Here is a 12,832-nt window from a genome sequence, read left to right on the forward strand (position 1 = left end):
AAAGCGCCCGGTACCGGGCAGGAATGTACGGATAAGAAGAAAAGAAAAAGGGTTTAGCCGAACAGGGCACCGAGCCCTGCCATGCCGCTCTCTTCTTCCTGCTTCTTGTCCTCTTCCTTGTGCTCTTCCTTGGCTGGTGCTGCATGGCCTGCTGCTGCGGGTGCTGCGGCTGCAACGGCGACCGGTGCTGCGGCTGCCTTGCTGATAGCCTCTTCAATGTTGACACCGTCAAGAGCTGCAATGAGTGCCTTGACACGTGCGTCGTCTGCCTTTACACCTGCGGCGGTAAGGACTGCCTTTACGCCGTTCTCATCGACATTCTTGCCTGCCTTGTGCAGGAGAAGTGCTGCATAGATATACTCCATCTTAGTTCACCTTTTTTGTAAATCTCTTATTTTACCAGGGTCTGTAACACCTGGCTTTCTCTCTGGGCTTTACCGATAATCGCGTCGACCACGTCTTTCTCGTAGATAGCCGCTTCAATCGCAAGACCGCGTGCATCACGGACCGCCTTTGTCAGGATCGGTGCCATGGTCTCCTTCGTGGGGATCGCTGCATTCACCGACAGGTTGAATGCCTGGCGGCCTGCAAGCTCGATCTGTCCGAGGATCTTCGCATCGTCGATGGCAAGCACGGACGGCTCGAACATCTGGCCTTCGTGGAACGCTGCCTGCAGGGCAAGACCAACGTCCATGGGCTTGATGTCCAGCTTGATAAGGACAGTTGCAAGCTTTGCCGAGATAACGGCGCCTTTCTTGACAACGGTCTTGGTCTCCCTGATCTTGACCTTGCCGCCTTCAATTGCTGCGGGAATGCCGGCCTGCTGAAGCTCGCCGACAATCGGGCCGGGCTTGAAGCTCGTCGGGCCCTTCTCGATGACAATGTCCTCGGGAGCGGTCTCGCCGGCTTTTGCGGCCATCTTGGTCTTGGTCTTCTCAAGCTGCTTGTAGAGCTTGAAGGGGTTGTCGTTCGAGAAGATCATTGCGGAGTGGCCGGAGATGAACTTGGTGAGGCCTTTTGCATCCCCGCCAATCTCGCCGAGCGCGTGCTCGATCAAGGTGTTTCTTGTTACCTTGATAACGGCCTTGCCGCGGAGGTTCCTCCTGATCTGCTGCACCTGCTGTGCCGGGATGCCGTACATGTCGACAAGCCCGATCAGGGTATATTCCTTCGCGTGCTTCTTGAGCTCCGCAACTTCGTCCTTTTTCCATGCCGGCAGGTGATGGGTGTAGATTGCCATTATACCAGCCTCACGGACGGACCCATGGTTGTCTTTACGAAGATCGACCGGACGTTGAGGTGTCCCTGTTCAAGGACAGATTCGACACGCTTGACGACCGCATCGATGTTCTCGGAGACCTGTTCCGGGGTCATTGCCGTCGAGCCTACCTTCATCGAGAAGACCGTCTTATCCTTGGTGCGGATCTTCACGGAGTTTCGGAGACGTTCGACAATCGGCCGGATATCGGTCTGGCCTGCGATCGGCATCGGCATGCGGCCCCGCGGACCGAGCCGGGGACCTAAATAGCGACCGACCTGCGGCATGACCGCGGTCTCGGCAAGGAAGTACTTGTAGGTACTTGCGACCCGGCGTGCTTCACGCGGGGCGCCTCCCAGCCGTTCCACTTCTTCGGGACCGATGATCAGATCAACCTTGGCTTCCTTTGCCTGCGTGACGATATCGCCTTTGCCGATAACACAGATGCCGGTCTTTTCGCCGGTTCCGTTCGGGAGCAATACCGTCTCGTCGATACGATTTTTCGGTTGCGCCATATCGATATTCTTGAGATTGATGGTAATATCGATGCTTTCGGAGAACTTCCGCTTTGGCGCCTTTTCAATTGCCGTTTTCACGGCTTCCAGAATCTTGGCCCTTTCAACCATCAGTATCCTCCATAGTTTGCGACCGGACCTGTCCGATCTCCTATGGTGTTCACCTGATTATTTCACGAGGACGCTGTCGTACTTGCCAGATTCGATGTCGGAAAGCACCTGTTTTGCGCGCTTACCGTCAACGTTGACGCCCATGCTGACGCACGTGCCAACGACCTCTTTTACTGCGGTCTTGACTTCGTATGAGAGCATGCCTTCAAGTTTCATCTTGGCAATTCTGACTGCGGCTTCGAATGGCAGATTGCCTGCCACTGTGGCGTTGGGCGTTGCTGCACCTTTCTCGATACCGGCTTCTTTCTTGATGAGAGCCGTCGTCGGTGGGATACCCACCGTGACCGTGAATTTCTTCTTGTCGTCGACTTCGACCTTGACCGGGACCTGCATTCCGTTGAATGAGGAGGTCTTGGCGTTGATCTCGTCAACTACAGCCTTCACGTTGATACCGAGTGGTCCAAGCGCCGGTCCTAATGGCGGACCTGCTGTTGCCTTCCCGCCGGGTACTAAAACCTCGACCACTTCTGCCATAGTCTTTGCACCATGCCGTCCCTCCAGTGGAGGGTTCCGAGCTTGGGTCTGTTAAATTTGACGTGAAGGGAAATAAAGGTGATCGTGGGAGGTGAGGGAACTATCGATCGCGAATCTGTTTATTAGACCAAACCTCATTTGTTCATTTTATCTTTTACGACAGTATCAAAGACCGCCTTAAAGTCTTCACGAACTACATTATATTCATCAAGAGTTCCTTCAAATTTGAGTGAAACATAACGATTTTCATCAATTTTTACATAGTTTGTCATGCGAAATTTATTCCCTTTCAGTCTCTTGATCAATATCTGATACAATTTGTAAAATCCAGATATCGTGGTGATGATTTTTCCAAAATCATAAATATGATCTATGGGGATTGCAGATTCTTCCAATAAGCAAGAGAATGACGTTTGACTTTCAGAATAAAACTTAAAATTTATTTGATACTCTTCTGATATTGACTTATTAAATAAAAACTGATCTTTTGTAAAAAGACCGCGAACCCCGGGCATCAACAAAATGTCAGCTTGGATTAATTCATTGGTATTCGACAATTTAGGATAATTCAATAGTAATTGCTGGATGTCGAATAACTCCATATCAGTGCATTGATTAGGAAGGATAAAAACAGAAGGGATCGATAACTCAGTAAATATCATTCTTTTGGCGGCCGAGTGACCCCCATCGGATGGTGGGCATACACATAATAATCCAGAGATTCCAGCACAACGCCTTTGTAGGGCCAGAGCAATTATGGTATAAGAGGCCGCGAATGGGACCCGAAGCCGTATCCCTTAATACCCTTCTTGAATACGTTGATCAACTCGATATCGAAGACCAGCAGTACCTCCAGGAAGTCATCCAGCGAAGAGTGGCGGAGAAAAAACGCTCTGCCATTGCACGCCGCGCAACGCAGGCTAAAACTCATCTCACGAAAAGCAGGAAAGGGACTGCACAGGATCTCCTGGCGGATCTGAATGGTTGAGCTCATCTGGGACGAGCAATTCAAAAAGATCTACCGGAAGTGGATCCGCAGGCACCCGGACTTAAAAGACCAGTTTGCAAAGAAAATCATTCTCTTTGCCGAAGATCCTTTTCACCCCTCGCTCAAGACCCATACGTTAAGCGGCGTCCTCAAGGGGCTCTGGTCATTCAGGATCTCGTACGAACAGCGTCTCGTCTTTGATTTTACCGATGAGAGCCGGACAAAAGTTATCCTGATCGATATCGGCACTCACGAAGAAGTGTATTAGGATCCAGTTCTTTTTTTTCACCGGGTATCCTCCTGCATTCGGTCTTACCGGCCGGAGATCCGGGAAAAACCGGTATCAGAGACCGCAGAGACCGGCTACTTCATCTTCCGGAAGAGAAACGCCCCGGCAACGGTCGATGCAATACAGAACCCGCCGATCACGGCAATACAGATCGCGGGATGAATCTGCGATACTCCCGTCAGGCCGTACCGCATGCCTTCCACCCCATAGGTCAGCGGATCGATCAGGGTAAAGGGAACTGCCCACGAGGGCAGCGAGCTGATGGGGAAGATCGCACCCGACAACCCGAAGATCGGGAGCATGACAAAGTTCATGATCAGCTGGAAGCCGGCCGAATCCCCGGTGCGGGACGCGACTGCAATACCGAATGCCGTAAACCCAAAACCGATGAGCACCATGAACGCGAGGGTCACCGCAACACCGGCCATGTTCTGGATCTCCAGGCCGAGGAGGAGCAGTGCCGGGATGAGAAGGCAGCATCCCTGCAGTACCGCATTCGTTGCACCGCCGGCAGTCTGCCCGGCCATGATCTCCAGGCGCGTTACCGGGGCAACAAGGGTTTCTTTCAAAAACCCGAACTTCCGGTCCCAGAGGATCTGGACCCCGGATCCTATGGCAGAAAACATGACGCTCATGGTCACCATCCCCGGGATGAGGAAAAGGAAGTAGTCGCCGCCGCCAAGACCCGGGATGGTCACGACATTGTTCAGGCCGACCCCGAGAAAGATCAGGACAAAAAACGGCATCAGGATACTGCCGACGATACCGCTCCGCGAACGGATGAATCGCTTCATGGACCGGAGCCAGATGGCGTACACGATATCCATGATCAGGAACCCGTCATCTTCCGGTGTATCCGCAGGTGGTTACCCATAATCTCTTGATTGCCGGAACCCTCTTTCCCGGGGGATTTTTAGCACCCGTCGGAACTTGGCAGAGTGCCTGATATACCGGCAATAAAATGGTGAAGTTTTTTTTTAATCCGATTCCTGTCGGTTCGGCAACAGGAGATCAAAGGTGTTCAGCAGCAATACCCCATTCTCGCGCATCTAGCGCGATTATCGCAGATCCAACAGTACCAGTGGCACATACTACCGCATATCTTTCCGTTGCAAAATATATCTGGCGATGAATGAAAAAATAATTGCAGTTATTTTTCGCTTGCCCGGGGACATACCGGCTTCAGGTTTTTTGGATTATTTCCCGCCCGTTACTTTGTACCTTAAGGATACCCTGCCCGACTATCCCTTTGCAAGGCTTTGCCTCCACTTCCGGTTCTGCTCCGTAAAAGCAGCCGGGATCCTCCCCAATCCCGGGCAAAAATGCAGGGCCCGTGTGGGGGATCGTTAAGGTACATTTTGTTTTTGCGGAACGGATCCGGTCGGAAATATTCCATTTTTATGACGTAAGAACTCCGGTTCCGTCCGGATACCGCGGATCATTTTGTACCTGCACGATCCCCCCACTCCCTTCAGAAAAATTCCCGACCACATCCCATTTAACCGTACAACGAACACTCCTAATTCAGAGTCTGAACCATCCATGGACATTCCGGCAATCCTCTTAAGTTCCTGCAAGCCCCCGCTCTTTGAAAAAGGGACGGCGAGCATGTGGGACGACGACCATATCTCCCGACACCTCCTTGCGCTGCACCTGAGCCAGGATACCGATGAGGCAAGCAGGAAACGGGAGGCCATCGACGCGACCGTCCGCTGGATCGAATCGTACTGCGGCGGTGCACCAAAGAAGATCCTCGACCTCGGGTGCGGCCCGGGCCTCTACTGCGAGAGGCTCGCCGGGCACGGCCACCAGGTCACCGGGGTTGACCTCTCGGCCCGGTCCATTGCCTATGCAAAAAAATCGGCAGCCGAGAAGGGCCTTACTGTCGACTATCTCACGAAAAATTACCTTGACCTCGATATCACGGGCCGGTTCGATATCGCCCTGATGATCTACTGCGACTTTGACGTGCTTCTCCCCGAGGATCGCACGCGACTGCTGGAGAATGTCCGGCGTGCCCTGGTGCCGGGAGGGCTTTTTATCTTCGACACGCTCAACCCCAAAGCCCCGGAGATGATGCGGTTTCCCTTAAAATCGTGGGAGGTTTCCACAAACGGCTTCTGGAGAGCCGAGCCTTACCTGGCGCTCTTTGAGGCCTTCCATTACCCGGAGGCAAACGTCATCCTCCAGCAGCATATCGTCTGCCCGGAAGCGGGAGGGCAATCGGTGTACCGGTTCTGGAGCCGGTACTATTGCCCGGAAGATCTCGCCGCGATCCTCGCCAGCCAGGGATTTTGTGAGACTACGTTCCATGACAATCTCCTGCCCGACGATGGTTCCGGGACCGGGGAGATGATCACGTTCTGCGTGACGAGAACGCCCCGGTAAGCCTAAAAAAAGGGATCCGCGTTTCTCCTTTCGGCAGACACGGGGACAGGTATAAGCGATCGGGGCCGCTTTTTCTGCGGTTTTATGGGTTCTGCGGCAGGGCCGGCCCCGGCCCCATCTGCGGGACTGCCGGGACCGCACTGATAGTAACATTCCACGGGTGCGGGCTTGACCGCGGGATTGCACTCACCAGGTACGAACCGTTCACGGGGATCGCCATGATCGCGAACGGGTGCATCGAGCCCTCCCCCAGGCACGGCAGGACGCAGGTGTTGTTCGCATCCATGACAACGCTCCCGTTTGCATACCGGAGTTCGTACAGGGGAGAGGCAAGCCCGACCTCGTCCCGGGCAAAGATGTACTCCCCTTTCTCCAATACAAACGCCGGCGAAACCTCCGCACCAGTGCCGGTCAGGTTTACCGGCACACTGAGCGGCCGGGTCGTATCCGGGCGGGTAAGCTCTGCCGTCCATGTGCCGTTACCGGTGATGTTGAGCTGGTATTCTGCGGTGTCCGGCGGGCCAAAAACCAGCGACCCGGTGTACGGCCCGGTCATCACAAGGTCGTCGGACTCGCCATAGATCGTCTCCGCTCCCTCCGTAATACCAAACGTCATGGCCTGCGGCCCGTCCGCGGTAAACGTGAGCACGACTGCACCGTGTTCGAGCTTTACGCTCGCATTGGGCCGGGCACGGGAAAGTTCTGCAAGAGGGGTGCCCGTTACCGGGGTACCTGTTACGGTTGTGACCGCAGGTGCGGATGCCGTCTGGACCGCGGTGTCCTTTTCAGATGTACTCCCCGTACACCCGGAGGCCAGTACGAGAACAATCAGGATAACAATCCCATATACGCACTTCATACACGAATGATTGATGCAACCGGTAATAAAACCGGAGGATCTATTTTTTTCCGGGGAATGATATGCCTGCAAAAATCCTGCCAAAAGCCATTCCCCCGTAAACCAACCCCTCTTCACAGGGACGGACGTATTCATAGACATTCCGGCATATCCTGAAAAGCTCCCGCAGGACCCCCCCTTGGTATCATATGGTGTATTTTTGTAACCATGCTTATCCCGAGGTCCGGAAACACGGTGTTTTTACGACGGGAGAGGCTTGGACATGCCCGGATACCGCGGATCACTTTTGCACCACGCGACACTCTTTGCCCGCCCAGTCAGGGCCCCGGGCAAAGGCCGCCCCGGGCCGGCCCGGCACCGGCACAACCGCTAAATACGATCAATCGTACAAATATGAATTGTATGAAAAATACGAAATGTGGGAAAGAGGCCCTGGTGGACGAACTGGTAGCACCACGGAAACAGCAGACCAAACACCTCTTCGGGAGCGTGAAGGTCGGCGAACGCGGGCAGGTGGTGATCCCCAAAGAGGCCCGGGAGATCTTCGGGATCAAACCGGGCGACATCCTGCTCGTCCTCGGCGACACGGAACGGGGGATTGCCCTTGTCAAGGCCGATGCCCTCCGGGAATTTGCAAAGAAGATCCTCGACAGCGCTGTTTTGCCTGAGGAATAAGACACACGGGAGAGTCCATGAAAATAATCGTTCTGAACGGCAGCCCGAAAGGCGATATCAGCGTCACGATGCAGTACGTGGCGTATATCGAAAAGAAGTTCCCGGGCAACAGGTATGAGACGCTCAACGTAGCGCACGAAGTAAAGAAACTCGAAAAGGACGCAGCAGCATTTGACGCGGTGATCGAAAAGGTCCGGTCGGCCGATCTCATCCTCTGGGCGTTCCCGCTCTACGTCATGCTTGTCCCGGCCCAGTACAAGCGCTTCATCGAGCTCGTCTTCGAACGCGGCGCAGGGAACGCCTTTGCCGGGAAATACGCAGCGGTACTGACCACCTCGATCCACTACGCCGACATGATCGCCCACGACTACCTCCGCGCAATCTGCGACGATCTCGGGATGAAATATATCGGGGCGTACTCTGCGGATATGCACGACCTCCTCGTGCCGGGGGAACGGGAACGGCTTACCAAATTTACAGCCCTCACCTTCGCAGGCGTGGAGAGAAACGTCCCGGTCCAGCGCGGGACCGCTCCGCTCATTCCCCCGACCCTTGCCTATGTCCCGGGAAACGGGCAGACAACCGTCGAGCCCGGGGCAAAAAAGGTCGTCATCCTCACGGACGATGACGGCAGTTCCGCGAATCTCACGGCAATGATCGCACGGCTCTCCTCTGCCTTTGCCGGGAAAGCCGAGATCATCAATCTCCACGATATCGATATCCGCGGCCCCTGCCTCGGGTGCTGTACGTGCGCCTACGACAACACCTGCGTGTACACCGACGGGTTCGTGGACTTCTACAAGAACCGGCTCGGAGCGGCCGACATCCTCGTCTTTGCCGGCGCCATCCGCGACCGCTACCTCTCCTCGACATGGAAATGCTTCTTTGACCGGAGTTTCTTCAAAGGCCATACGCCCGGCCTCGGGGAAAAACAGGTCGGCTTTGCCATTGCCGGGCCCCTCTCCCAGGTCGCCTGTCTCAAAGAAGCTCTCACGATGTGGGCGGACAGCGGCAGGTGCAATGCGCATTTCGTGACCGACGAGACCGCCACCTCCGCGGAGCTCGATGCCCTGCTCGACTCTCTTGCAGGACGGCTTGTTGCCGGGGCAGAGGCCGGGTATACCCCGCCGCACCTCTTCTACGCGGTCGGCGGCCACAAGATCTTCCGGGACAGCATCTACGGCGGGATGCGGTTTGTCTTCCAGGCCGATTACCGGTACTACAAAAAACACCACATGTTCGATTTCCCGCAGGGGGACACAAAGACCCGGGTCACGAACGCAGTCATGATGCTGTTGACAAAGAGCAAAACGGTCCGGGAGAAGGTGTACATCGACATAAAACACCACATGATCGAACCATTTGCCCCGGTGCTCAAAGGAGACTGATCCTATCGGATTTCCCCCATCCATCACTTTTTTAAAACTCCCGGGAAAGTACCACCCACGTGCAGAACCTCGACCTGATCCTGACGTTGACCGGGGCCTTCTTAGCAGCGCTCATCTTCGGGTATATCACCCACCGTCTCGGCCTCTCCCCAATCGTGGGGTACCTCTTTGCCGGGATCATGGTAAGCCCGCACACCCCGGGCTTTGTGGCAAACGCCGACTTTGCCCAGCAGCTCGCCGAGATCGGCGTAATCCTCCTCATGTTCGGGGTCGGCCTCCAGTTCAAGGTAAAGGAGTTCTGGTCCGTACGCTGGATCGCTCTCCCCGGGGCGCTGATCCAGAGCCTGGTGACCGCAACGCTCGGGGCGTTTGTCATGCATCTCCTTGGCTGGGCCTGGCCGGCAGCGATCGTCTTTGGCCTTGCAATATCGGTGGCGAGCACCGTGGTCATGACCCGGGTCCTCTCGGACAACAACGAGATCCACACCCAGACCGGCCATATCGCGCTCGGCTGGCTCGTGGTAGAAGATCTCTTTACCATCTTTGTGCTCGTGCTGCTGCCGATCCTCTTTGGCCCGGATGGCGCCGGCACCGCCGGGATCCTGCCGGCGTTCGGGTTGACCGCGATAAAGATCGTCCTCCTGGTGGCCTTTACCTTTGTGGTCGGGGGCTGGGTGATCCCCCGAATACTCGCGAATATTGCCGACACTCATTCCCGCGAGCTCTTCACGCTTGCCATCCTTGCAATAGCCCTCTCCCTTGCGGTCGGCTCGGCCTACCTGTTCGATGTCTCGATGGCTTTGGGAGCGTTCCTTGCCGGGATGATTGTCGGGCAGTCGGACTTCAGCCTGCGGGCAGCGACCGATGCGATCCCCTTACGGGACGCCTTTGCCGTGCTCTTCTTTGTCTCGGTCGGGATGCTCTTTGACTGGGGGAGCCTGATCCAGACGCCGGGCCTTGTGCTTGTAACGCTTGCCATCATCCTTATCGGAAAACCGCTGGTGGCATTTGCCGTTGTCATCTTCTTAAAATATCCGCTCAAAACCGCACTCTCGGTGGCGCTTGTCCTCTCCCAGATCGGGGAGTTCTCCTTTATCCTTGCTACTATGGGGGCAGGCCTGGATATCCTCCCGGCCCAGGCCCAGAACATCCTCGTTGCCGCAGCCATCATCTCGATCACGCTCAACCCGCTCCTCTTCCGGGCCGGCGGGGGGATCGAGCGCTGGCTCGACCGTCATGCCCCCGGCCTTACCGCCTGGATCAATACCCGGTGCGGACCCGGGGCAGATACCGGGGGACAGGAAGTTCCCCGGCCTGGCACCGCCCGTGCTATTGTGGTGGGGTACGGCCCGGTGGGCCGGACCGTGACCCGGCTCCTCGGGGAGAACGGGATCAGCGTGACCGTTGTCGAGCTCAACCTCCAGACCATGCAGGAGCTCAGGTCGCAGGGTATCCCGGCGGTGTACGGGGATGCCACGAAGATTCGGACGCTCGCCGAAGCAGGCGCTGCTACGGCTGCGGTCCTCGTGATCAGCGTCCCCGATCTTCGGGAAGGTATCGCGGTGCTCCGGGAAGTGCGGGAGATCAACCCGAAGATCCGGATCATTGCCCGGACCACGTACCTTGCTGAACAAAACAATCTCGTGGCTGCCGGGGCGGACGTTATCTTCTCGGACGAGGGGGAGATGGCGCTCTCGGTGACCGAGCTGATCCTCCGGGAATCCGGGGCAACGCCCGAGCAGATCGACCGGGAGCGCCGGCGCGTCCACGAGAACCTGTACCGGGCCTCCGCAAAGCCTGCCGATGAGCGGACATAAAAAACGGGGTTATCCGGACCGGTATTCCTGGTCAAGCATCCCGTAATACCGGGTCGAGCGCCAGTGGTCCCGGAGCCAGACATGCTCGCGGAGCGTCCCCTCATACGCAAGGCCGCACTTCTCCAGCACGTGAGCTGATGCATGGTTTTCCTGATCGCATTTCGCAAAGACCCGGTGGAGGGAAAGCGTCCCGAACCCAAACGCCAGGAGCGACCGAAGAATCTCGGTGGCATAACCGGCCTTCCAGTACTCCGGCCGGAGGATACAGCCCGCCTCAGCCGTTGTCGGCTCTTCGGGATCGATCTCGAAGAGCACAAAGCCGGCAAAGTCACCGGTCGCCGGTTCCCTGATCGCGAGCACGTAGTCGTGCCGGTCTGGCCGGGCTGCCTCGTCGATTGCATGCTGCACAAAGCCTGCCACCTGATCCTCGTTTTCGAGCCAGATGAGCACGAATTTCATGACGCTGCGGTCGCAGGCGATACGCTGCATGGCGGCAAGGTCCTGCTGGTTCATATCTTCAAGGACCAGCCGCCCGGTGTTTAAGGAAAAAACCATGGTATGATGCTCCGAAGGGAATGCCGGAAAAGGGCCCGGGTTTCTCCGCCCGTGTCCGGATTTTTGTACAGGGTACCTGCAGAGGATTTCCCGGAAAAGACGATAACACTGGTGTTCTGTGAAAAAATTTTGACAGTCTCGCGGAACCGGAGAAAAAAAGTGAGGAAAACGATTTCCGGTCACTGCCCGGTGGCCGGCGTCCCGGCCGGTGCAGTGCGGTTGCCATGGTAGGCCCCGCCCGCCGGGAACCCGAATGCATCACGGAGCTGGTCCGGGGTCACGCCCATCTGGGCTGCGGCGTCGGTGAAGTTGACCCGCTGGCCGTTTGCGGGCGTCAGGGCGTTCTTGAGGTCCTGTTCGGAGACGCCAAGCTTTGTTGCGGCTGCGCTAAGCCGGGTCTCGTTGGTTAAGAAATTCTGGCCGGCGGAATACTGCCGGCTTGCATTACCGGAGTAACCGGATGTCTGCGACCCGAGGGTTCCCACACCATGGCTGACGCTCTGCGATCCGCTGGTGTCCTGGGAGGTCCCGGTGTCCGTGCTTCCCGGTGCTGCCTGCTGGCTGGTACCGGCAGTTGTTCCGGCAGACGATCCTGATGCGCTGCCGCTGTCCTGTGTGCATCCTGCAATGATTACCACGGCTACGAGCAGTGCCGTGGCAAAAACGGTGATAATTCCGAGTTTTTCCGATCTCATTATTGAGCCTCCGATCCTGAAGGATCAGGCTTGTTACCTGAGGGTGGTATGCCCGGGTAATGTAAGTTATACATTACATTTTGTAATATAAAAAGAGACCTGTATCAACTATTCTTTACACGAAAACGGCAGGACATTGCTGAAGTGGGCTGCACAAAGGAATTTTGTTACGGAGAGAACTGCAAAGAGTGTCATCCGGTACGTGCCGGGCTGGTGCAGAAAAAAGGAGTTACTGGTCGACGTTCTTGTCGACCACGCGGACATTGTCGCCCCGCACCGTGATCGGGATCGGGACAACGCTCTCGTACAGTTCGACCGTAATCTCTTCTTTTGCAGAGTCAACGCGCTTGACAACCGCCTTCTCGCCCTTGAACGGCCCGGCGATCAGTTCGACGATCGTGCCTTCGTCGATACCGGCGACCACCGGTTTCGGGATCAGGAAATGCCCGACTTCGGCAAGCGTGGTCTGGCCTTTTGCAAGCGCCCGGGCATGGGCGGTCATCTCGACGAGCTGTTCGATACGGTTGCGCTGCTCGGGGGTCTCGACAAGGACGTAGCCCTGGAGCTCGTTCGGGACGATGATGGAGGTGACCTTGATATCGGTCGCTTTGGTCTCGATGGCTTTTAAGATATTGTCGGCTACCGTGCGTTCCTGCTTGGAGGTGGTCTTGATCGCGAAGATCCGGTTATTGAAAACCTCAGGCTCGGCAGGGACCGCCGGTGCGGCTGAAGGGATGGTAGGTTCCGGAGTCATGGCCAT

The 12,832-nt window shown here is 56.3% G+C and carries 16 protein-coding genes; 6 read left to right on the forward strand and 10 right to left on the reverse strand.

The window, feature by feature from the left end; translation table 11 throughout:
* Positions 1-53 precede the first annotated feature (53 nt).
* The 5 genes from rpl12p to BP758_RS10810 form a co-directional block, all read right to left on the reverse strand.
* On the reverse strand, positions 54-365 hold the full coding sequence (gene rpl12p / locus BP758_RS10790; protein ID WP_292370890.1) for a 50S ribosomal protein P1: 312 nt from the start codon (positions 363-365) through the stop codon (positions 54-56).
* A gap of 26 nt (positions 366-391) precedes the next feature.
* Positions 392-1,240, reverse strand: a complete 849-nt coding sequence (locus tag BP758_RS10795; protein ID WP_292370891.1) for a 50S ribosomal protein L10 — start codon at positions 1,238-1,240, stop codon at positions 392-394.
* Positions 1,240-1,884 (reverse strand): 50S ribosomal protein L1, encoded by a 645-nt coding sequence (locus tag BP758_RS10800; RefSeq protein ID WP_292370892.1) that lies wholly within the window; start codon positions 1,882-1,884, stop codon positions 1,240-1,242. The genes BP758_RS10795 and BP758_RS10800 overlap by 1 nt, the downstream gene beginning before the upstream one ends.
* A 57-nt stretch (positions 1,885-1,941) precedes the next feature.
* Entirely contained in the window at positions 1,942-2,418 is a 477-nt protein-coding gene (locus BP758_RS10805) for a 50S ribosomal protein L11 (RefSeq protein WP_292370893.1), read from the reverse strand.
* 134 nt (positions 2,419-2,552) lie between these two features.
* Positions 2,553-3,020 (reverse strand): hypothetical protein, encoded by a 468-nt coding sequence (locus tag BP758_RS10810; protein WP_292370894.1) that lies wholly within the window; start codon positions 3,018-3,020, stop codon positions 2,553-2,555.
* A gap of 173 nt (positions 3,021-3,193) precedes the next feature.
* Here BP758_RS10810 and BP758_RS10815 point away from each other — a divergent pair, with 173 nt between their 5' ends.
* Complete coding sequence (locus BP758_RS10815; RefSeq protein ID WP_292370895.1) at positions 3,194-3,406, forward strand: hypothetical protein; 213 nt, start codon at positions 3,194-3,196, stop codon at positions 3,404-3,406.
* The gene (locus BP758_RS10820) at positions 3,399-3,674 is read left to right on the forward strand and encodes a type II toxin-antitoxin system YafQ family toxin (protein WP_292370896.1); all 276 of its coding nucleotides are present in this window, start codon (positions 3,399-3,401) and stop codon (positions 3,672-3,674) included. Before BP758_RS10815 ends, BP758_RS10820 begins: the two co-directional genes overlap by 8 nt.
* 95 nt (positions 3,675-3,769) lie before the next feature.
* On the opposite strand, the gene BP758_RS10825 is transcribed toward BP758_RS10820, so the two are convergent.
* Positions 3,770-4,522 (reverse strand): ABC transporter permease, encoded by a 753-nt coding sequence (locus BP758_RS10825; RefSeq protein WP_292370897.1) that lies wholly within the window; start codon positions 4,520-4,522, stop codon positions 3,770-3,772.
* 715 nt (positions 4,523-5,237) lie between these two features.
* Here BP758_RS10825 and BP758_RS10830 point away from each other — a divergent pair.
* The gene (locus tag BP758_RS10830) at positions 5,238-6,083 is read left to right on the forward strand and encodes a class I SAM-dependent methyltransferase (RefSeq protein ID WP_292370898.1); all 846 of its coding nucleotides are present in this window, start codon (positions 5,238-5,240) and stop codon (positions 6,081-6,083) included.
* A gap of 82 nt (positions 6,084-6,165) precedes the next feature.
* On the opposite strand, the gene BP758_RS10835 is transcribed toward BP758_RS10830, so the two are convergent.
* Positions 6,166-6,942: a hypothetical protein gene (locus BP758_RS10835; protein WP_292370899.1), complete on the reverse strand. Its 777-nt coding sequence runs from the start codon at positions 6,940-6,942 to the stop codon at positions 6,166-6,168.
* A 402-nt stretch (positions 6,943-7,344) separates the two neighbouring features.
* Between BP758_RS10835 and BP758_RS10840 the strand changes: the two genes are divergently transcribed.
* Genes BP758_RS10840 through BP758_RS10850 form a run of 3 tightly spaced genes read left to right on the forward strand, consistent with a single transcriptional unit; the run spans position 7,345 to position 10,822 of the window.
* Entirely contained in the window at positions 7,345-7,617 is a 273-nt protein-coding gene (locus BP758_RS10840; protein WP_292370900.1) for an AbrB/MazE/SpoVT family DNA-binding domain-containing protein, read from the forward strand.
* 17 nt (positions 7,618-7,634) lie between these two features.
* Positions 7,635-9,005, forward strand: a complete 1,371-nt coding sequence (locus BP758_RS10845) for an NAD(P)H-dependent oxidoreductase (RefSeq protein WP_292370901.1) — start codon at positions 7,635-7,637, stop codon at positions 9,003-9,005.
* A 59-nt stretch (positions 9,006-9,064) separates the two neighbouring features.
* A complete protein-coding gene (locus tag BP758_RS10850; RefSeq protein WP_292370902.1) occupies positions 9,065-10,822 on the forward strand; it encodes a cation:proton antiporter in 1,758 nt (585 codons plus the stop codon).
* A 9-nt stretch (positions 10,823-10,831) separates the two neighbouring features.
* On the opposite strand, the gene BP758_RS10855 is transcribed toward BP758_RS10850, so the two are convergent.
* The 3 genes from BP758_RS10855 to BP758_RS10865 all read right to left on the reverse strand — a co-directional run bounded on the left by BP758_RS10855 (position 10,832) and on the right by BP758_RS10865 (position 12,832).
* Complete coding sequence (locus BP758_RS10855; protein WP_292370903.1) at positions 10,832-11,377, reverse strand: GNAT family N-acetyltransferase; 546 nt, start codon at positions 11,375-11,377, stop codon at positions 10,832-10,834.
* A gap of 179 nt (positions 11,378-11,556) precedes the next feature.
* Positions 11,557-12,072, reverse strand: a complete 516-nt coding sequence (locus tag BP758_RS10860; RefSeq protein WP_292370904.1) for a hypothetical protein — start codon at positions 12,070-12,072, stop codon at positions 11,557-11,559.
* 229 nt (positions 12,073-12,301) lie between these two features.
* Complete coding sequence (locus BP758_RS10865) at positions 12,302-12,832, reverse strand: transcription elongation factor Spt5 (protein ID WP_394339202.1); 531 nt, start codon at positions 12,830-12,832, stop codon at positions 12,302-12,304.

Origin of the sequence: Methanoregula sp. UBA64 (genome assembly GCF_002502735.1) — an archaeon.
Classification (GTDB): Archaea; Halobacteriota; Methanomicrobia; order Methanomicrobiales; family Methanospirillaceae; genus Methanoregula.